The following is a 17,896-nucleotide window of genomic DNA, read 5'->3' as shown; positions in this document are numbered from 1 at the left end:
AACGCAGTGGGTTATCAGTCCTTTTTCGTTGAAGTCACAAAACCGAAAAACCTTTTTTTTTAAAGCCTTCTGCATAGCTGTTTGGTGCATTGAAATTGGTAAAGCTGATACTAATGGATTTATCCAACCCTTCCACGCAGTGCCACCATCCAATCGGAATAAACAACGCATCGCCTGCCGCAATCGTCACCTCAACAGGCGTGACATGCTGCATTAGCGGGTGAGTTTTTAGATTCACATTAGGAAAATCCACTTCACTATAGACATGCAAATCGTTGTACATCCACGGCACCTGCCACGCTGGAATCAAGGTGACTTTTTTGCGGCCGTAGATTTGCACCAGCATGTTATTGGTCAAATCATGGTGTAACGGCGTAAATGTGCCTTTTGGTCCCATCCAAAAATACGTGCTAAAGGCTGGATCATCAGCCAAAAGCTGGCGATAGCCGTCTCCAAAATCCCCAATATCGGCAAATACAGGCCTAATGGCATCGACATTTTGCTGTGTATTGTTGGCAGTCATATAATAATTGTTGCTTTCGCCATCATTTTCTATCATATCGACAAACTCAGACATGCGCATCGATTTGCGGTATTTATCAGAATGACGTTCAAACAACGCATCACTTTCGCGGTCAAACTGTACTTGAATCTCAGCCGCGCCCAAGACCTCAGCAAAGTATTGCGGGCTCCATTTTTTGAGCGCTGGCCAATGCTCGATGCCGTTTTGGAGCACGACGGGTTTGTGCTTACTGTAGTAGTTTTTAATAAACACCTCAAAAGCCGGCGTATCGATGACCTCAAGCTGCTGATTGTAGCCAGGATCTAACCGCGCGAGGTGGTCACAAGTCGCAAGTAGCCATTCACGTTTTTTGAGGGTCTGAGCGGTTTTTGCCGCTGCTCGTAGATAAGGGCTTTTGCTCGCGGTTTGTATCTCTAGCGCAATCTCAGCGCTGCTAAACCCTTGTTGCGCCAGCGTCTTAGCTATACCCGCCTTACTCGTTCCTGCAAGCAAATTGCTAGCGACCCACTCTTTCCAATTATTTGGCAGCTTGCGTATGGTCTGCTTGCTCTCATTCGCTGCCAGCTCTGGCTCGTCGCTTAACGCAGCTTTGATCTGAGCATCAGAAAAGCGATGGTTTTTTAGGGTGTCGATGATAGCGTCTGTCTGTACGCCGCGCATGATATTGGTCATCACCCACTCTTGCCACTCTTGGGGCAAAGCTGTTGCCGTATTTAGTACTGCACTCATTGGTATCTCCTAATCCTTTAGATGACTCATTCCTTGATTGATACTTTGGTTTTATAAAGCCTTTGCTTTATCTTTATAAAGCCATTGATAGACAGCGTCATCACTGCTATCGTTACCTCTCAGCCGTATAACATAGCATGTTATCAGCCAATCATCACGACATTATCGTCTTTTGCGGTTGTGATAAAACACTCATAAAAAAGCCTCCGGTCCAATAAACCGAAGGCCTTTAACTTACCATTAACTATGTGTAGGCACTGACAAGTGCTTAGTCATATAAGCTTAGATTTTGCTGGTTAGCTCAGGAAGCGCTTCAAACAAATCTGCTTCTAAGAAGTAGTCAGCAACGCTAGCGATTGGGGCTTCTGGGTCATTGTTGATCGCCACGATGACTTTAGAGTCTTTCATACCGGCCAAATGCTGAATCGCACCTGAGATACCAGCTGCGATATATAGCTGCGGCGCAACGATTTTACCGGTTTGACCGACCTGCATATCATTTGGTACATAGCCTGCATCCACAGCGGCACGTGATGCGCCAACCGCAGCGCCTAGCTTGTCAGCTAATGGCTCGATGTATTTGGTGAAGTTCTCACCGTTTGCCAATGCACGGCCACCAGAGACAACGATACTCGCTGACGTCAGCTCAGGACGGTCAGATTGTGCCATCTCTTCGTTGACAAAACTGGCTTTACCCGTCTCTTGCACACTGTCCATAGTCTCAACCGTCGCCGAGCCGCCTTCAGCAGCTACTGGATCAAACGCTGTGGTACGAACCGTAACGACCACTTTATCTTCTGACGTTTTAACGGTAGCGGTCGCGTTACCAGCATAGATAGGACGCTCAAAGGTTTGCGCATCTACGACTGCTGAGACTTCAGAGAGCATGCTCACATCTAGCAATGCGGCAACACGTGGCATAAAGTTTTTGCCAGTGGTGGTCGCTGCAGCAACGATATGGCTATAATCGCCGGCTACATCAGCAACCAATAGAGCCACATTACCCGCTAGTTGGTGCTCATATGCTGCGTTGTCTGCCAATAATACTTTGGTCACGCCTTCAGCTTTTGCTGCTTCATCAGCGACTGCTTGCGCGCCGCTACCTGCGACCAATACATGAACGTCATCGCCCATTTGTTTTGCTGCTGCGATGGTGTTTAAAGTTGCCTTTTTTAGACTGGCATTGTCATGTTCTGCATATACCAAAATTGCCATTGTTTTAATCCTTTATTTATTCGTATCATCAATTCATGAAGGGGTTTGTGTACAACGTGGTCTATATGGCCCTATGACTTATCTTTATAGACGCAGCTTTATAGGCGTAGCCTTGTACACAATGTGCCGCCGCGAAGTATCCAATCATTAAGATATTAGATTACTTTTGCTTCATTTTTTAGCTTATCGACCAACTCATCAACAGAACCCACTGTGATACCAGCTTTGCGTTCAGCAGGTGGTACGACTTTGATAATCTCTTGCTTAGATGCCATATCTACACCAAAATCAGCTGGCGTTTTTTCATCAAGCGGTTTTTTCTTCGCTTTCATGATGTTTGGCAATTTGGCATAACGTGGCTCATTCAAGCGCAAGTCAGTGGTGATGACTGCTGGCAAATCAAGCGCAACTGTCTGTAAGCCGCCATCGATTTCGCGAGTGACGTTTACTTTATCGCCTTCGACTTTTACTTCTGATGCAAAGGTGCCCTGACCGATGCCCATCAATGCCGCGAGCATCTGACCTGTTTGGTTGTTGTCATCATCGATCGCTTGTTTACCCAAAAGAATGATATCGGTGCTTTCGCTTTCGGCGATATTTTTTAGGATTTTAGCGACTTGTAGAGGGTATGGCTTGTCGTCAGTCAATACTAAAACACCGCGATCTGCGCCCAGTGCCAAGGCCGCACGAATCTGCTCTTGTGACTCTTTAGGACCAATAGAGGCAACAATAATCTCGTCAATGACGCCAGCTTCTTTTAGACGAACTGCTTCTTCTACTGCAATCTCATCAAAAGGGTTGATTGACATCTTGGTGTTTGATAAATCAACGCCAGAGTTATCAGCTTTTACACGAACTTTTACGTTGTAATCAATGACACGCTTGACCGCTACTAATGCTTTCATACGTTCCTCGTTTATTAATGTTATGAATTAAAAAATTGCCAGTTAAGAACCAAAGGTTCATGGTTATTCAAACTGTCGTTCAAAATACTACTCAAGGTTTATACTGCGTCAATAGATAGTAGTTAATTAAGAGAGATGAAACAATACCAAAACGCATATTTGTCGCATATTTCTTATTAATAAAATCCACTAAGGCTAAGCCCGCCGCTATTATCAGACCTACGTATCTTGCGTGAGCACAGGCCTAAGGTCAAGACAACGCCGTGAATAATGCGTCATAAATTTGTCACCATTCTATAATAAATAGTTTATAAACGCACAATTCCCTCCTGATGTCCTCTTCCTTTTTTTGAACCCAAGCTTTATTCTTCACTCCGTTATAGCATTGCTAGCATACAGCTTGCTTAAGGCTTTGTTATGACTTCTTACCCTACCAGTGTTTGGCGCGCCATAGCTCATCAAAGCAGCCTGAGCTTAGCTTGACTCATGGTGGCTCGGTCTCATCAACAGCTCGCTGTCACGTATGTCATCAAACAACGCCCAGTCAGGCGGGACGTCATTGTTTTTGATGACGCTCATGTCTCCTGTCGTCTCCATAATCACCGCAAACACTTCTGTCTTGGACTTTAGGCCATTTTTGCGCAGCACTTCTTGTACATCACTGGTGCTTAAATTTGCCTCGGCCAAATTGTCTGCAAAATACTCGCCGTGAGCCATCAATATAATGGCTTTATTGTCAATCAACGATTTGAGTGGTTTGACCTTTCGCCTGATCATAGAAATCAGCCCTTGCATGACAAATAACACCGCCACAGCAAATAGACCCTGCATCAATGATGGCGAATCAGACAACACCGTAGAGGCTAAAATACTACCGATAGCAACCGTCATGGCAAAGTCGTGACTAGATATTTTTGAAAAACTGCGCAGCCCCATCAAGCGAGTAAAAAGCATCAAGCCCACATAAAACCCTGCAGCAGATAAAGATATGCCCACCAGCTGCTGCCAATCAATCGAAAACCATGTCTGCCACTTCATAAATCAACCTTATATCGCTATTCTCAATCAATCCTATATCGCAAATAACCGAAAAACAAACCCCACAAAAAAAGCAACCTGATAAGAGGTTGCTTTTTTTTAAAGTCTAAACAGTATTTTTATTGTTTTTATAAACAAAAATTTTATGCATATCGTCACTCTAACTGTCATCGAGCGTACTGAACATCAGTGTGCCCAAACAGCAAAGAGATTATAGTGCTTCGATTTGCTCAGCTTGTGGACCTTTTTTGCCCTCACCTAAGATGAACGACACTTTTTGGCCTTCGGCTAGAGTTTTGAAACCGTTACCTTGGATAGCGCTGTAGTGAGCGAATACGTCTTGTCCGCCGTTGTCTTGAGCGATAAAACCAAAACCTTTAGCTTCATTAAACCACTTTACAGTGCCTTCAACTTTATCTGACATAAATTTTCCTAACTCTTTAACTGTTGGCGAGACTGGTGTCGTCACCGATTAATTGATATATACCCAAATGACTTTTGTTGCAGCGGACTGGCAAAAACCACCAAGCCCCTGTTAAATAAAGCAAAGTTATTGCTTTAAATCCTCTGAGTACAAGCCGATTATAACAGCTTTTCCTAACGGCAACAGCTTAAATTGATGATTTTTGTAAATAGTCATGAGGAATAAAAACCAATGATCATCGGCAGCACTGATACAACATAATTATTTGATAATAAAGGAATTATCAATAAAAACATCAACTGCTTTCGTTATGATTGACGTTACTTTTATTTGGCCATCCTTTTATTCTTCTATTCATCCTTCTAACGAGATGACTAAATAGCGACCTACCCCTGCGATATCAGGAGCCATGGCGCACTTAGTACCAATAGACAAAGCGCAAAAAATATCAATGAAAACGACTGGCTATAAGCGATGTATTTGGCTGGAACCACTAGATCCTGCGGTGAGTCTGGAATGCCCTTACGTTTGAGCAGGCGTGTGCCATAGACCCAGCCAAAGGTGGTATAGATACCATAGGCCGCTGGGACGGTAATGGCCAGTGGCGTTAGGTCTATGGCATAGAGCATGACGACAGAGACAAAAAACCACGATGTATCCAATAATGAGCTGATCTGAAAAAACTTTGATTTGGGCAGTTTGCCGTCTGTTTTTTTGAGCATCTCCCCTTCTATCCAAATCAAGACTGCTACCACAGCGCTCAGAGTAATGTAAACGAATTGCGGCGTTAGCCAGTCAGGATAAGATATTTGCACAACAGACAACCTGTATTCTAGAAAAAAGAAGCACTTTGCGACAATAAGACAAAGATAAAAAAACAAAATACTGATGGCGGCAACCATCAACAAAAAATACGTGGCAGCTAACTGCTATACGCACCGACTATCATCACTATTAGCTACCATAATTAAGACCGTAATGCCTGCCTATATTGGGCAGCGTTTTTTGATTTTCAACCCATATCATTTATTCTTAGCCCATACCCACCTACAAAAAACCCATGCTATCTATTGATAACATGGGTTTGTTTAACGCAGCCAGTCTAAAGATAGCGCATATGGCTACTTATAAGCGTAGGCTTAGTGCTTTGGTTTAGTTTTTGTCTTTATCGATGATCTTGTTGCCACCGATCCATGGCATCATAGCGCGCAATTTGGCACCAGTGATTTCGATCTGATGCTCAGCGTTGTTACGGCGACGGGCAGTCATTGATGGGTAGTTGGTCGCGCCTTCAGAGATAAACATCTTCGCGTACTCACCAGACTGGATGCGTTTTAGGGCATTGCGCATCGCTTCACGTGATTGCTCGTTGATGACCTCTGTACCAGTGACGTATTCGCCGTATTCAGCGTTGTTACTGATTGAGTAGTTCATGTCAGCGATACCGCCTTCATACATGAGATCGACGATAAGCTTTAGCTCATGCAAGCACTCGAAATAGGCCATTTCTGGTGCATAACCTGCTTCTGTTAGCGTCTCAAAACCCATTTTGACTAGCTCTACTGCGCCGCCACAAAGTACTGCTTGCTCGCCGAATAGGTCGGTTTCTGTCTCATCTTTAAACGTCGTCTCGATGATACCCGAGCGGCCACCGCCCACGCCTGCTGCATAAGATAGTGCCAACTGCTTGGCTTGACCAGATGCGTCTTGGTAGATCGCGATAAGATCTGGGATACCGCCGCCTTTGGTAAACTCTGAGCGAACAGTATGACCTGGCGCTTTTGGTGCGACCATGATGACATCAAGATCACCGCGCGGCACTACTTGGTTGTAATGAATGGCAAAACCGTGCGCGAAAGCTAAGGTAGCGCCCTCTTTGATGTTGGGTTCGATCACGTCGTTATAAAGCTGCTTTTGAAACTCATCAGGCGTCAAAATCATGACAACGTCGGCCGCTTTTACCGCTTCTTCGACTTCAGCGACTTTTAGACCAGCATTTTCAGCTTTTTTCCATGAGCCCGAGTTGGCACGTAGGCCCACGGTGACATCGACGTCTGAGTCTTGTAGGTTCAGCGCGTGGGCATGACCTTGTGAGCCGTAGCCAATGATGGCCACTTTTTTGCCTTGGATAATCGATAGATCACAATCTTTATCATAATAAACGTTCATAAATAGAGTCCTTTTCCTCAATCATGGCGTGCCATGGATAGTAAGCGCTCCTACTTCAACCATTCTCATAGAGTGTGGGCTAAGATGAGCGCGCTGTTGATAATAAACTACATTGTTCACAGTATTAGTCACTACTGCCGACTAAAGACTTAGGGTTTTTTCTCCACGTGCGATACCGATGACGCCTGAGCGAACCACTTCCATAATACGCTCGCGGCCAATCACATCGATAAAGCCGTCTAGCTTGGCTTTATCACCGACGATTTGGATGGTATATAGATTGGATGTCACATCCACGATTTGTGCGCGGAAGATATCAGCACTACGCTTAATCTCCTCGCGTACGCTGCCAGTCGCGCGCACTTTGATCAGCATCAGTTCACGCTCAACATGGACATTATCCGTCAGATTCAGTACCTTAACCACTTCGATTAATTTATGCAATTGTTTCGTGATTTGCTCGATTCGCTCAGGTGAGGTAATGGTCGTCACGGTCAGACGCGAGATACTTGGGTCATCAGTGGGCGCGACGTTGAGGGTCTCGATGTTATAGCCACGCTGGGAAAACAAGCCGACCAATCGCGACAACGAACCCGCTTCGTTTTCCATCAATACCGAAATCAGATGTTGTTGTTGCATTAGGTGCGCTCCCCTTTTGTTAACCACATATCACGCATGGATTGACCCGCGATTTGCATTGGATATACATGCTCATGACGATCGACATAAACATCGATAAATACCAGTCTGTCTTTGATTGCCATGGCTTCGGCCAGCTGAGCCTCCATCGTCGCAGGATCGGTGATTTTGATACCGACGTGACCGTAGCTCTCTGCCAACTTCACAAAATCTGGTAGTGAATTCATATAAGACTGTGCGTGACGGCCTTCATACAGCATGTCTTGCCACTGCTTAACCATACCCAGCTGAGCATTGTTTAGGTTTAATATTTTGACAGGTAGATTGTATTGCAAGCAAGTCGATAGCTCTTGGATGTTCATCTGAATAGAGCCTTCACCAGTGATGCACACCACATCGCGCTCAGGCCTTACAAGCTTGGCCGCCATTGCATAAGGCAGTCCCACACCCATGGTGCCAAGACCACCTGAGTTTAGCCATTGACGCGGCTCATCATAGGTGTAATACAAAGCGGCAAACATCTGATGCTGACCGACGTCACTGGTGATAATGGCTTTGCCATCTGTCACTTTGCACAGGGCTTGGACGACGCTTTGCGGCTTGATACCTTCATCGGTACTGGTGTCGTAGCGCAAGCCATGACGCGTACGCCACTCGTTGATTTGCGACCACCAGTCTTGCAAGGCATGCTGCTCAAGCTCTTTGTCATCACCAATGATACCTAGCATATCTGTCAAGACCGCTTTGACATCTCCGACGATTGGAATATGGGCATTGATCGTCTTAGAAATAGAAGCCGGATCGATATCGATATGGATAATCGTCGCATTTGGACAGAATTTTTTGACGTTATTGGTCACGCGGTCATCGAAGCGTGCGCCAATTGCCAAGATGACATCCGCGTGGTGCATAGTCATGTTGGCCTCATAAGTGCCATGCATACCTAACATACCTAAGAACTGACGATCTGAGCCTGGGAAGGTGCCAAGTCCCATCAAGGTGTTGGTCACAGGTAAGTTTAAACGATGAGCAAGATCGGTCAGCTCTTCGTGGGCTTTACTCCAAATCACGCCGCCGCCAGCATAGACGACAGGGCGCTGTGCTGATAACAGAGTCTCAACCGCTTTTTTGATTTGACCGCTATGGCCTTTTTGTGATGGCTGATACGAGCGCAAGAATACCTCAGCAGGATACTCGTAAGCGTACTTTTCACTAGGAGCCGTCATGTCTTTTGGCACATCGATAACCACAGGACCTGGGCGTCCAGACTGGGCGATATAAAAGGCTTTTTTGACGATCATCGGGATTTCGCTGGCATGGCGCACCTGAAAGCTGTGCTTGACGATAGGGCGTGATACCCCAACCATATCTGTTTCTTGAAAAGCGTCTTCACCAATCAAGCTGCTTGGCACCTGACCTGAAATCACCACCATCGGAACTGAATCCATAAAGGCGGTTGCGATGGCCGTCACCGTGTTGGTCGCACCAGGGCCTGAGGTGGCGAGTACTACCCCTGTCTTGCCTGTCACGCGTGAATAGGCATCTGCCATATGACCTGCGGCCTGCTCATGACGTACCAAAATATGCTCAATGGCGTCTTGTTGAAACAAAGCATCATAAATATGAAGTACCGCGCCACCTGGGTAACCAAAGATATAGTCAACCCCTTCATCGGTCAGCGATTGCACCAACATCTCAGCACCAGATAGCATCACTGGCTGCGCACTATCCTCTGCAAGACGTTGCTGTTTTTCTTCGAAGTTTTTTGCGGCATTACCCGTCTGGGTATGTCCGGTCATATTCGGACTTTGCGTGGTTTGCGTCACTGTCATCACCTTTTTTTGCGGCGAGAATTTGCGGTGTTTTATAATAAAAAACCATTACCGACTGGTGTGATTTTTAGCACCATAAAACAAGCGCCAACTCTTATCCATATCAAGAATGTGTACCCACCATACGTAAGTCATACTGTTTGGACACAGCATCAGACTCAAATACAGCAAAGTATTGAGGTCAGTTTGTGACAGGAAGTTATCGATGTACGATGACAAGATGCGAGCGCATCTATAAAAGAAGCTTATTATTGAAGGGGATTACCAAGCAGCTATTCTCAAAACCTTTGTTTTCAAAACCGTTGTTTTCAAAACTTAGCATCTGTCAGACTAACGGATGCAAAGGCGTTGACACAAGATACATAAATCATCATAAATAAATCAGATAGCACTCATGGTTAGTGGCGTATAACAAGGTCGTTAAGTCCTATAACCGACTATTGATTTCGTATTATCATTACATATCGAGCCGTTTTTGAGACAAACGTAAGCATGACACTTAGTAGGGTTCAAATAACAAGTTTATCTTAGTCATTGTAGACAGATAAGTCCGGAGACAATGTATTTTGTGATTTGTAGTGGTCTTCCTGACCACCCTCACAACACACATCATCACAAAGAAAACAAAACCGTGCAAGCTACCGATAAGTAACCTGTGGTCCTTGTCCTCAAGTGCCACGGCAATATCATAAAAGCCGCTCACTGACCAATCAACTGTCCTTATATTCGATGGTTTATCAGCTATTGTCAAGAAAAACTTATATCCCCTACCCCTAACTATTGGTTATTAAATAATATACATTAATAAGAATTATTTGATAGAATCAAACCTCGGTACATTTTTAGTACCATCCCAATACTAAAGTGTTATATTTATATCGATATTTTTATTTTGCCGCTTAAGAGGAACTCTGCTATGGCATATGCGTTTTCACAATATACTGCTGCCAAACTCCTTGTCAGTGCGAGTATGGCAGGTATGCTAATGCTGTCGATGAGCGCCAGTCATGCTATTCAAGTGTATAAGTCTATCGGCGCGCATGGCGAGGTGAAATATAGCCAACATGTGCCGCAAAACGGCAAAAATGTCGAGTTGATTGAGTTTCGCAGCGATGGACGGCAAAACAACGCAGGAGAAATGGCGGGAAAAACAGATGCCAGTCAAAGTAGCAATGCTCAGACCGCCGAGCAACAACGCGTGGCACAGCTAGAGGCTCGCATCAAAGAGCAAGAGGCACAAGCCAATGCACAGCGTTGTCAGTCGCTACGTAATAACTTGACCAACCTCAATGTCGGTGGCCGTATCTATGAAATGGATGCCAATGGCAAACGTCAATATTTGGATGGCCGAGAGATTGAGCTAAAACGTGAACGGGTGCAGCAAGCCATCGATCAATATTGTGGCAACTCTGCAGCCTTGTAAACTGCCGCTCTGGGCATTGCGGTTCGCCGCTTATACCAGTAAATTGGGGCGTGCCTTCAACTCTCGTCCATTTAGATGACTATCGACTCAATTGGGGACACGCCCTACCTATAGCATTATCGATCTTGCTGTTGGTCTTACTACCAGTTGTCATCACTGACGGTAAGTTCTTGCATGACATGACGAATGGCCGCCGGCATATCTTGCGCCTGTAGCCCTCGTTGACCAATCAATAACGCCGTTTTATCGGTTTGGTTGATCAACATATCGCCTGCCATACCGTGTAGAAGCACTGCTTGCTGTAGACCGCGCGACTCTCTTGTCAAGTCCTTTTGCGCCAGCAGTCCAGCGATCAGACCAGATAAGACATCGCCCATGCCTGCTGTCGCCATGCCTGCATTGCCTGTCGCACAGACATAGATCTGTGCCTGCTGCCCTCTTTGCTCTAGCACCAACGATCCTGCACCCTTTAATACCCAATCACCGCCATAATCTGTCGCACACTGTCTAATAGCAGCCAATCTGTCGCTCTCTACTTGACTGACCTCCATACCTAATAGCTTTGCGGCTTCACCACTGTGCGGTGTCAGGCAGACTGAGTGATGGGCGCTATGCTGCTGCAAGGCGGCGATAAGCGGGTGATGCTCCTTATGCAAATCCGCCAGATGATACAGGCCATCAGCGTCGATGACGATTGGTTTTTTTTCTGTAATGGCAGCTTTTAGATAGCAGACAAATAATTTTTTGGCCTTATCATCACGTCCCAAGCCCATACCGATAGCGATGACGCTGGCTCCCTTAAGCAATTGCCTTACCCCATCAGCATCATGTAGGTTTATCGTCATGGCATCAGGCAGTGAGGTCAGCAAGGCTGCATGAAAAGCCTCATGACATGCCACAGTGATCTTACCTGCTCCCGTTGCCATGGCACTAGAAGCTGATAGTATCGCCGCACCGCCCATCCCTTGCGAGCCATCCACACGGTTGCCACCGATGATGAGCACATGGCCATAGCTACCTTTATAGCTGTTTTGTTGGCGAGGGGTTAGAGCGTACGCACTTGTGACCAGCTTTGCTATGGGTTTAAGAGCGTTATCCCCCAGCGCATAAGGTATCAGCGCGATGTCGACGACTTGGCCACTATAATCCATACCGTCTTTGGTATGCAGACCAAACTTACGCGCCACCAAGCACAGAGTCATATCTGCCTGTATCGCGGCACCAGCAAACACCTCACCTGTCGCCGCGACCAAACCACTAGGAATGTCCACCGAAATCACAAACGGCTTATAGCATTTGGCCAATTGGTTAAACCGATAAATAGCGCTCTGGTAGATGCCGGCTGGCGCACGGTCCAACCCAATGCCAAAGATTGCATCGATATAGACATCAGCATCCGCTGCATAACCACTCGCTTGCCATGTACTCGCATCAGCATCGATATTAAGGCTAGCGCCCCACTCAGCGCACATCTCTTCAAAGCGCTGATAACGACACCCCTTTGACAATGCTATTTGTTTCGCTCTTTCGGCATCAGAGATAGATGTCGCACTATTTATATCAGTATCCTTTATTATGGAGTTATCTGTCTCAAGATCGTCTTTACTAAAACCAACTGTCACGACCTGTACCTGCCAACCCATACGCCGTAGATAATGCGCAATGAGCCAGCCATCACCGCCATTATTGCCCTTACCTACCCAGATACTGGCCCGCTGCTGATACCTATGACGACGGGCAGGTGTACCGTTGATAGAAGCGCTCGGCCTCGCACATTTTTGTTCATTTGCCTTTTGTATATACTGCGCCATCTGCCACGCTGCTTGCTGCATAAGCCCAAAGCTATCGTGCCCTTGTGCAAACCAAGCCTGCTCCATGGCATAGACCTGCTCACTGTTATACAGTGCCGTGGCCTCATTAGGCGTTATTGACGCTAATGCTGCTAAATGACAATCCGGTTTCATATTTGCTCCTTTATTCATTTTTCTGCTTGCACTCCATACTCACTGCCTTATCATAGCGGTACTTCTTTGATTTTTATTATTCTTTATGTCTACTCTCTCAAAACCCGACTTACCTGACACCTCTAACGGCCAGACAGCGGCTGCGCCGCCTGCTCACCTATCGCAGGTACCCAGCAAGAAAATCGACGTCAAAAATGACTCACCATTCACAAGTGCCGAGGATGTCAAGCGGTGGATTAAGTCTCAAGCACAGGCGTTGGGGTTTGGGGACTGTGGTTTTCTCTCCGTGCATCATCCGTTATTTGCTCAGCAAATGACGCAGCTACAGCAATGGCTGGCAAAAGGCTATGAAGGACAGCTGCAGTTTATGCACAACAATCACCATCTGCGCGCTCACCCCGACCAACTGGTAGAAGGTGCTAAAACCATCATCAGTGTGCGCATGGATTATTTGACGCAGACGCCTACGCCGCGGACGGTCGCTGATAACGATTTTCCCAATCAAGGCATCATAGCGCGTTATGCGCGAGGGCGCGACTATCATAAAACCATGCGCAGTCGCCTAAAGCAATTGGCATTACAAATCGAAGCCATGCTTCCTGAATGGCAACACCTGGATGTCGGCTCGGCGCAAGAGTTTGTTTTTCGGCCATTTAGTGACTCAGCCCCCATCTTTGAGCGACCAATCGCAGATGCCGCTGGTCTTGGCTGGACAGGCAAACATACTTTGCTGCTCAACAAACAAGCAGGCTCCTTTTTTGTACTAGGAGAGCTGTTCATCAGTCTCGAGCTACCAGACGACGCTCCTGTCAAGTCGCATTGCGGCAGTTGTAGCGCTTGTATTGATGTCTGTCCCACTCAGGCCATTGTCGCTCCTTATGAGCTAAACGCCTCTGCTTGTATCTCTTATTTGACCATCGAACATGATGGTATCATCGATGAAAAATATCGCCGCGCCATTGGCAATCGCGTCTTTGGTTGTGATGATTGCCAGCTCATCTGTCCGTGGAACCGTTATGCCAATATCACAACTGTCGAAGACTTTGCACCGCGGCACAGTCTTGACAACAGCAGTTTGCTTGAGCTGTGGCAATGGCAAGAAGCGGATTTTATGCAAAAAACCCAAGGCAGCCCGCTTAGACGCACAGGCTACGTTAATTTTTTACGCAATATCGCGATTGCACTTGGCAATGCCAACGGCTGTCAAGAAGTCATCACCCAATTGCAGGCTAAGCTGCAGACCCATAACGCCATGCTAGACGAGCATATACATTGGGCAATCTCTGAACAACAACGAAAGCTCAGCGGTACTGATACTTAATATTCTGTCTTATCACAGCTGCTTATGATTATTCGCTTCTTATGATGAGTCGCTGCTTAGTCAAATAGCTTTAACCAGTGATGTCAACAACCTCTTACCCAATAAAAAGCGCCTCTTATGTAAGAGACGCTGTTTATTGGGTGAGCAATCTTTTTAATACAGTACTTTTTAATACAACACTTTCCAGCTTATTTATCTATTGTATTAAGCTATTACATTAAGGTTTTGGAATACGTAAGACTTGGCCTGGGTAGATTTTGTCTGGGTCAGATAACATGGGCTTATTGGCCTCAAAAATCTTCATATAATCCCCAGATGAGCCATACACCTCTTTGGCAATCTTCGATAAGCTATCGCCAGATTCTACCGTATACATGGTTGATTCTGGAGCATCTTCTTCAATATCGATATTATCGATGACTTTTGCTACATTTTGCACGTTACCGATGGCGATAATGGCTTTTTCGCGGTCTGCTTGTGTCTTGGCATTACCGCTGATTTCTGCAGTATCTGTCGTACCATTGTATTTGATCTTTAGATTGCTGATATTCAGATTTTGCTGCTGAATACGGCGAAGCAAAATATTGGCTACTGACTGGGCAGAAGGCTCAGTGCTCTGTACTGGGGTGTTGGCATCTGCTTTGGTCTCTGATTTGGCGTCATGTTTGGCATCATCACGATTAAAGATTTTTTCGCCGATGTCTTTTGCAAAACTAAAAATACCCATCTAACTACTCCTTGAACTATTGTTATTTGTTATGCATCGTTATTGTTGTAGATAATGTCTCACTATCAGTGATGTCAGTAATATTCATCGTACATAAACGTTAACGCAATAGCTTCATACGCAATTAATTCATACATAGCGTCAATCCATATACAACGATGTCTGCATCACGTCGACATTTTGAGTATAACAAAACTGCTTCATTTGAATAGTAAGAGTATGTTGAGTAATGTTAATTTCATAAAGTATATGTTAATACTTTGAGATTGCTGAATATTCAAACATGTCACTAAAATCTATATATTAAATAAGACAAGCACAAAAAAACCGCCAACCCATAGGGCAAGCGGCTTTTTAGACTGGCTGAGCCAATCAGATGGCGATGACTACAGCATTATAGCTGGGCTTGTACGTAATCGATTGCTTTTTGAACCGTGGTCAACTCTGCAGAGTCTTCATCAGGAATAGTGATACCAAAATCACTTTCAAATGACATTACCAACTCAACCAAATCTAGTGAATCTGCACCTAGATCTTCCATGAATGAGGCGTCGTTGTTGATGTCTTCAACGTTCATACCCAATTGCTCAGCCACAGCTGATTTAACTCTTAGCTCGGTATCGTTGCTCATGTAGATTGCTCCTTTATCATCTATTATTTTTAATAAACTGCTATAGCGTGCGGTCTACACTCTATAGCATGGTATATAAAATGGGATTTGCCAGATCAGCGACATCGCTGTCTGAGTACTCTATGACACCTGATACAGTCTGTCTAATGTCTACTAAAGTCCTGTCATGATACAGTGCTTTGACATAAAAGTGTCCGTCATTATAACACCCTTTATTATAGTTTACACTCGTTCACACAGTTTTTTATTATTTCTATGTAACACTTGTGCGTCACTTTACATATACATCCCGCCATTGACTGGAATGACTGCGCCAGTTATATAGCTGGCCTCATCGCTGGCTAGGAAGTGTACAGCAGCAGCGATATCTTCTGGCTGACCCAAACGGCTGATAGGGACAGCGTCGAGCATCGAGTTTAGCAAACGCTCGTCTAACTCGTCCGTCATGTCCGTTTCGATCAGACCTGGTGCGACGCAGTTGATGGTCACCTGTCTTGAGCCAATCTCGCGCGCCAGCGTCCGGCTAAAGCCTTCGACACCCGCTTTGGTAGCAGCATAGTTGGACTGACCTGCATTACCCATCTGCGCCACCACAGAGGTGATATTGATGATGCGTCCTCGGCGTGCTTTCATCATGCCGCGTACCGCACGTTTGCTCATACGATAGACTGAGGTTAAGTTGGTATCGACGACGTTTTCCCAATCCTCGTCTTTCATACGCATTAGCAACCCGTCTTGGGTGATACCGGCATTGTTGACCAATACTTGTACGGCACCGTAGACGCTTTCAATCTCTTCAAATAACTTTTCGATTTGCGCGGTATCACGGACGTCTAATACGCGGCCGATACCGCCGGTATCGTGTAGATACTCATCAATCAGCTCAGCGCCCTTTTCGGTGGTCGCCGTGCCAATCACAAAGTGTCCTTCTTTTGCAAACCGCTTGGCGACAGCTTTACCGATACCGCGACTGGCACCAGTGACTAGGGTAATTGTGCGGCTCATGATAACACCTCCATTAACTTATCTAGACGGGCAGGCTTATCTGTAGGATAGCTGGTAATCGGCTGTGCTTGGCGCTTGGCCAAGTTGCTGAGTACGTTGCCACTGCCGCATTCGATTAATACATTGATTTGTTTATCAGCCAGCTCTTGCATGGTCTGCGACCACAAGACCGGTTGGCTTAGTTGCTCAGTCAGTGCTTGTTTGATGCCAGCGGCACTGGTTTCAACGCGCGCATGGCGGTTTTGAATCACAGGAATGGTGGCTTGATCAAACTTGATACCTGCCAATATCTCGGCTAGGGCATCACTTGCAGGCGCCATCAATGCGCAGTGAGACGGTACACTGACCTTCAAAGGTATGGATTTTTTGCCCGTATTTTGTACTTTATCGATAACAGCATTCACACCAGCTGCGTTGCCCGAAATGACCACTTGCCCTGGACTGTTAAAGTTAGCAGCGCCCACGATGGCATCATCGACATGCTCGGTCGCTTGCTCACAGAGGTTTTCGACTCGGTGATCCTCTAACCCCAACACAGCTGCCATAGCGGTATCCACACCGACCACAGCCTCTTGCATCAACTGGCCGCGTTTATGCACCAAGGTGACCGCATCGGCAAGTGAGATCACTTCAGCGGCGCAAAGGGCGCTGTACTCACCTAACGAGTGACCCGCTAGGTAGCAAGGCGCCGTAGTGATTTTTTGTTGTAAGATACGCCAAATTGCCATACTTGCTGTCAGTAGCGCAGGCTGCGTATATTGGGTTTGATTGAGCTTTTCTTCGTCTTGACAGATTGCCCATAAGTCCTCGCCAAGCGCGTCGCTGGCTTCGGTAAAGGTTTCGCGAATCTCTGGGTAGAGGTCAGCAAGCTCGCTAGTCATCCCGACTACTTGCGATCCTTGTCCAGGAAAAATCACCGCCATACGAGTCGGCTGCTTTTTTACCATATCGGGTACAGAGGCCATAACCAATATTCCTTATTTAATTGGAAATATCCCTAAATCAATGGGGGTTATTATATTATTAAATACTGTATAAAGCCGTTGATTTGACGTTTGGTCTAAAAAACGGAACATTCGTAAACTATACACTGACACACGCTATTATCATAGTAGGTGGTGTGGCAAAGGTGAACAAAACCCTGACTTAATGGATGGTAGCTGCATCGGTGCTTGTCTACAAAAGAGAGTAACATCATACGCTTTTTAGACAAAGAGTCTAAAAAAACGATAGCAAAAAGCCAAGTTATCCAGCCACATAATTTATGATAGCGAAATAACTTGGCTTTTTTTGGCTTAAAGCGAATTGCTTCATAACAGCGACACAAAAATAATGATAGTCACCTGTACTA

General features: G+C 45.8%; 16 protein-coding genes. 2 read left to right on the top strand and 14 right to left on the bottom strand.

Annotation, left to right across the window (positions count from 1 at the left end; all coding sequences use genetic code 11):
* Positions 1 to 34: 34 nt before the first annotated feature.
* The 9 genes from CAP50_RS03625 to CAP50_RS03580 form a co-directional block, all read right to left on the bottom strand.
* A complete protein-coding gene (locus CAP50_RS03625) occupies positions 35 to 1,252 on the bottom strand; it encodes a cupin-like domain-containing protein (RefSeq protein WP_100749098.1) in 1,218 nt (405 codons plus the stop codon).
* 282 nt (positions 1,253 to 1,534) lie between these two features.
* Positions 1,535 to 2,467: an electron transfer flavoprotein subunit alpha/FixB family protein gene (locus CAP50_RS03620; protein WP_100749097.1), complete on the bottom strand. Its 933-nt coding sequence runs from the start codon at positions 2,465 to 2,467 to the stop codon at positions 1,535 to 1,537.
* Positions 2,468 to 2,622: 155 nt separating this feature from the next.
* Complete coding sequence (locus CAP50_RS03615; RefSeq protein ID WP_075102301.1) at positions 2,623 to 3,372, bottom strand: electron transfer flavoprotein subunit beta/FixA family protein; 750 nt, start codon at positions 3,370 to 3,372, stop codon at positions 2,623 to 2,625.
* A 474-nt stretch (positions 3,373 to 3,846) separates the two neighbouring features.
* Positions 3,847 to 4,410, bottom strand: a complete 564-nt coding sequence (locus tag CAP50_RS03610) for a DUF421 domain-containing protein (protein ID WP_100749096.1) — start codon at positions 4,408 to 4,410, stop codon at positions 3,847 to 3,849.
* Between the two features lie 211 nt (positions 4,411 to 4,621).
* Positions 4,622 to 4,834, bottom strand: coding sequence for a cold-shock protein (locus tag CAP50_RS03605; protein WP_058025376.1), 213 nt, complete (start codon positions 4,832 to 4,834; stop codon positions 4,622 to 4,624).
* Positions 4,835 to 5,220: 386 nt separating this feature from the next.
* Positions 5,221 to 5,649 carry a hypothetical protein gene (locus tag CAP50_RS03600; protein ID WP_100749095.1) on the bottom strand — a complete coding sequence of 143 codons (429 nt, stop codon included), beginning with the start codon at positions 5,647 to 5,649 and terminating at the stop codon, positions 5,221 to 5,223.
* Between the two features lie 337 nt (positions 5,650 to 5,986).
* Positions 5,987 to 7,003: a ketol-acid reductoisomerase gene (gene ilvC / locus CAP50_RS03590; RefSeq protein WP_100749093.1), complete on the bottom strand. Its 1,017-nt coding sequence runs from the start codon at positions 7,001 to 7,003 to the stop codon at positions 5,987 to 5,989.
* Positions 7,004 to 7,144: 141 nt separating this feature from the next.
* Positions 7,145 to 7,642, bottom strand: a complete 498-nt coding sequence (ilvN, locus tag CAP50_RS03585; protein ID WP_075102296.1) for an acetolactate synthase small subunit — start codon at positions 7,640 to 7,642, stop codon at positions 7,145 to 7,147.
* Positions 7,642 to 9,354 (bottom strand): acetolactate synthase 3 large subunit, encoded by a 1,713-nt coding sequence (locus tag CAP50_RS03580; RefSeq protein WP_075102332.1) that lies wholly within the window; start codon positions 9,352 to 9,354, stop codon positions 7,642 to 7,644. Before CAP50_RS03580 ends, ilvN begins: the two co-directional genes overlap by 1 nt.
* Before the next feature lie 1,036 nt (positions 9,355 to 10,390).
* Between CAP50_RS03580 and CAP50_RS03575 the strand changes: the two genes are divergently transcribed.
* Positions 10,391 to 10,897: a DUF4124 domain-containing protein gene (locus tag CAP50_RS03575; protein ID WP_100749092.1), complete on the top strand. Its 507-nt coding sequence runs from the start codon at positions 10,391 to 10,393 to the stop codon at positions 10,895 to 10,897.
* Positions 10,898 to 11,037: 140 nt separating this feature from the next.
* Here CAP50_RS03575 and CAP50_RS03570 read toward each other — a convergent pair whose 3' ends face one another.
* On the bottom strand, positions 11,038 to 12,861 hold the full coding sequence (locus CAP50_RS03570) for an NAD(P)H-hydrate dehydratase (protein WP_241900635.1): 1,824 nt from the start codon (positions 12,859 to 12,861) through the stop codon (positions 11,038 to 11,040).
* An 85-nt stretch (positions 12,862 to 12,946) separates the two neighbouring features.
* On the opposite strand from CAP50_RS03570, the gene queG reads away from it, so the two are divergent.
* Positions 12,947 to 14,182, top strand: coding sequence for a tRNA epoxyqueuosine(34) reductase QueG (gene queG / locus CAP50_RS03565; RefSeq protein WP_100749090.1), 1,236 nt, complete (start codon positions 12,947 to 12,949; stop codon positions 14,180 to 14,182).
* Between the two features lie 217 nt (positions 14,183 to 14,399).
* Here queG and lysM read toward each other — a convergent pair whose 3' ends face one another.
* The 4 genes from lysM to fabD all read right to left on the bottom strand — a co-directional run bounded on the left by lysM (position 14,400) and on the right by fabD (position 17,510).
* Positions 14,400 to 14,909 carry a peptidoglycan-binding protein LysM gene (gene lysM / locus CAP50_RS03560; RefSeq protein WP_075102293.1) on the bottom strand — a complete coding sequence of 170 codons (510 nt, stop codon included), beginning with the start codon at positions 14,907 to 14,909 and terminating at the stop codon, positions 14,400 to 14,402.
* Between the two features lie 394 nt (positions 14,910 to 15,303).
* Positions 15,304 to 15,540: an acyl carrier protein gene (gene acpP / locus CAP50_RS03555; protein WP_068034635.1), complete on the bottom strand. Its 237-nt coding sequence runs from the start codon at positions 15,538 to 15,540 to the stop codon at positions 15,304 to 15,306.
* A 276-nt stretch (positions 15,541 to 15,816) separates the two neighbouring features.
* The gene (fabG, locus tag CAP50_RS03550) at positions 15,817 to 16,545 is read right to left on the bottom strand and encodes a 3-oxoacyl-ACP reductase FabG (RefSeq protein ID WP_075102292.1); all 729 of its coding nucleotides are present in this window, start codon (positions 16,543 to 16,545) and stop codon (positions 15,817 to 15,819) included.
* On the bottom strand, positions 16,542 to 17,510 hold the full coding sequence (gene fabD, locus CAP50_RS03545; RefSeq protein ID WP_075102291.1) for an ACP S-malonyltransferase: 969 nt from the start codon (positions 17,508 to 17,510) through the stop codon (positions 16,542 to 16,544). The genes fabG and fabD overlap by 4 nt, the downstream gene beginning before the upstream one ends.
* Positions 17,511 to 17,896: the final 386 nt, after the last annotated feature.

The organism is Psychrobacter sp. L7 (assembly GCF_002810365.1).
Lineage (GTDB): Bacteria > Pseudomonadota > Gammaproteobacteria > Pseudomonadales > Moraxellaceae > Psychrobacter > Psychrobacter celer.
Note: the sequence above shows the minus strand (reverse complement) of the source record. Positions and strands in the feature narration are given on the sequence as shown.

Bases quoted from the DNA above. Each gene is read 5' to 3' on its own strand.
- queG (WP_100749090.1), top strand. From the start codon at position 12,947: ATGTCTACTCTCTCAAAACCCGACTTACCTGACACCTCTAACGGCCAG.
- lysM (WP_075102293.1), bottom strand. From the start codon at position 14,909: ATGGGTATTTTTAGTTTTGCAAAAGACATCGGCGAAAAAATCTTTAAT.
- ilvC (WP_100749093.1), bottom strand. From the start codon at position 7,003: ATGAACGTTTATTATGATAAAGATTGTGATCTATCGATTATCCAAGGC.
- CAP50_RS03570 (WP_241900635.1), bottom strand. From the start codon at position 12,861: ATGAAACCGGATTGTCATTTAGCAGCATTAGCGTCAATAACGCCTAAT.
- CAP50_RS03580 (WP_075102332.1), bottom strand. From the start codon at position 9,354: ATGCTATCTGGTGCTGAGATGTTGGTGCAATCGCTGACCGATGAAGGG.
- CAP50_RS03575 (WP_100749092.1), top strand. From the start codon at position 10,391: ATGGCATATGCGTTTTCACAATATACTGCTGCCAAACTCCTTGTCAGT.
- fabD (WP_075102291.1), bottom strand. From the start codon at position 17,510: ATGGCCTCTGTACCCGATATGGTAAAAAAGCAGCCGACTCGTATGGCG.
- CAP50_RS03615 (WP_075102301.1), bottom strand. From the start codon at position 3,372: ATGAAAGCATTAGTAGCGGTCAAGCGTGTCATTGATTACAACGTAAAA.
- acpP (WP_068034635.1), bottom strand. From the start codon at position 15,540: ATGAGCAACGATACCGAGCTAAGAGTTAAATCAGCTGTGGCTGAGCAA.
- ilvN (WP_075102296.1), bottom strand. From the start codon at position 7,642: ATGCAACAACAACATCTGATTTCGGTATTGATGGAAAACGAAGCGGGT.
- CAP50_RS03620 (WP_100749097.1), bottom strand. From the start codon at position 2,467: ATGGCAATTTTGGTATATGCAGAACATGACAATGCCAGTCTAAAAAAG.
- fabG (WP_075102292.1), bottom strand. From the start codon at position 16,545: ATGAGCCGCACAATTACCCTAGTCACTGGTGCCAGTCGCGGTATCGGT.
- CAP50_RS03605 (WP_058025376.1), bottom strand. From the start codon at position 4,834: ATGTCAGATAAAGTTGAAGGCACTGTAAAGTGGTTTAATGAAGCTAAA.
- CAP50_RS03610 (WP_100749096.1), bottom strand. From the start codon at position 4,410: ATGAAGTGGCAGACATGGTTTTCGATTGATTGGCAGCAGCTGGTGGGC.
- CAP50_RS03625 (WP_100749098.1), bottom strand. From the start codon at position 1,252: ATGAGTGCAGTACTAAATACGGCAACAGCTTTGCCCCAAGAGTGGCAA.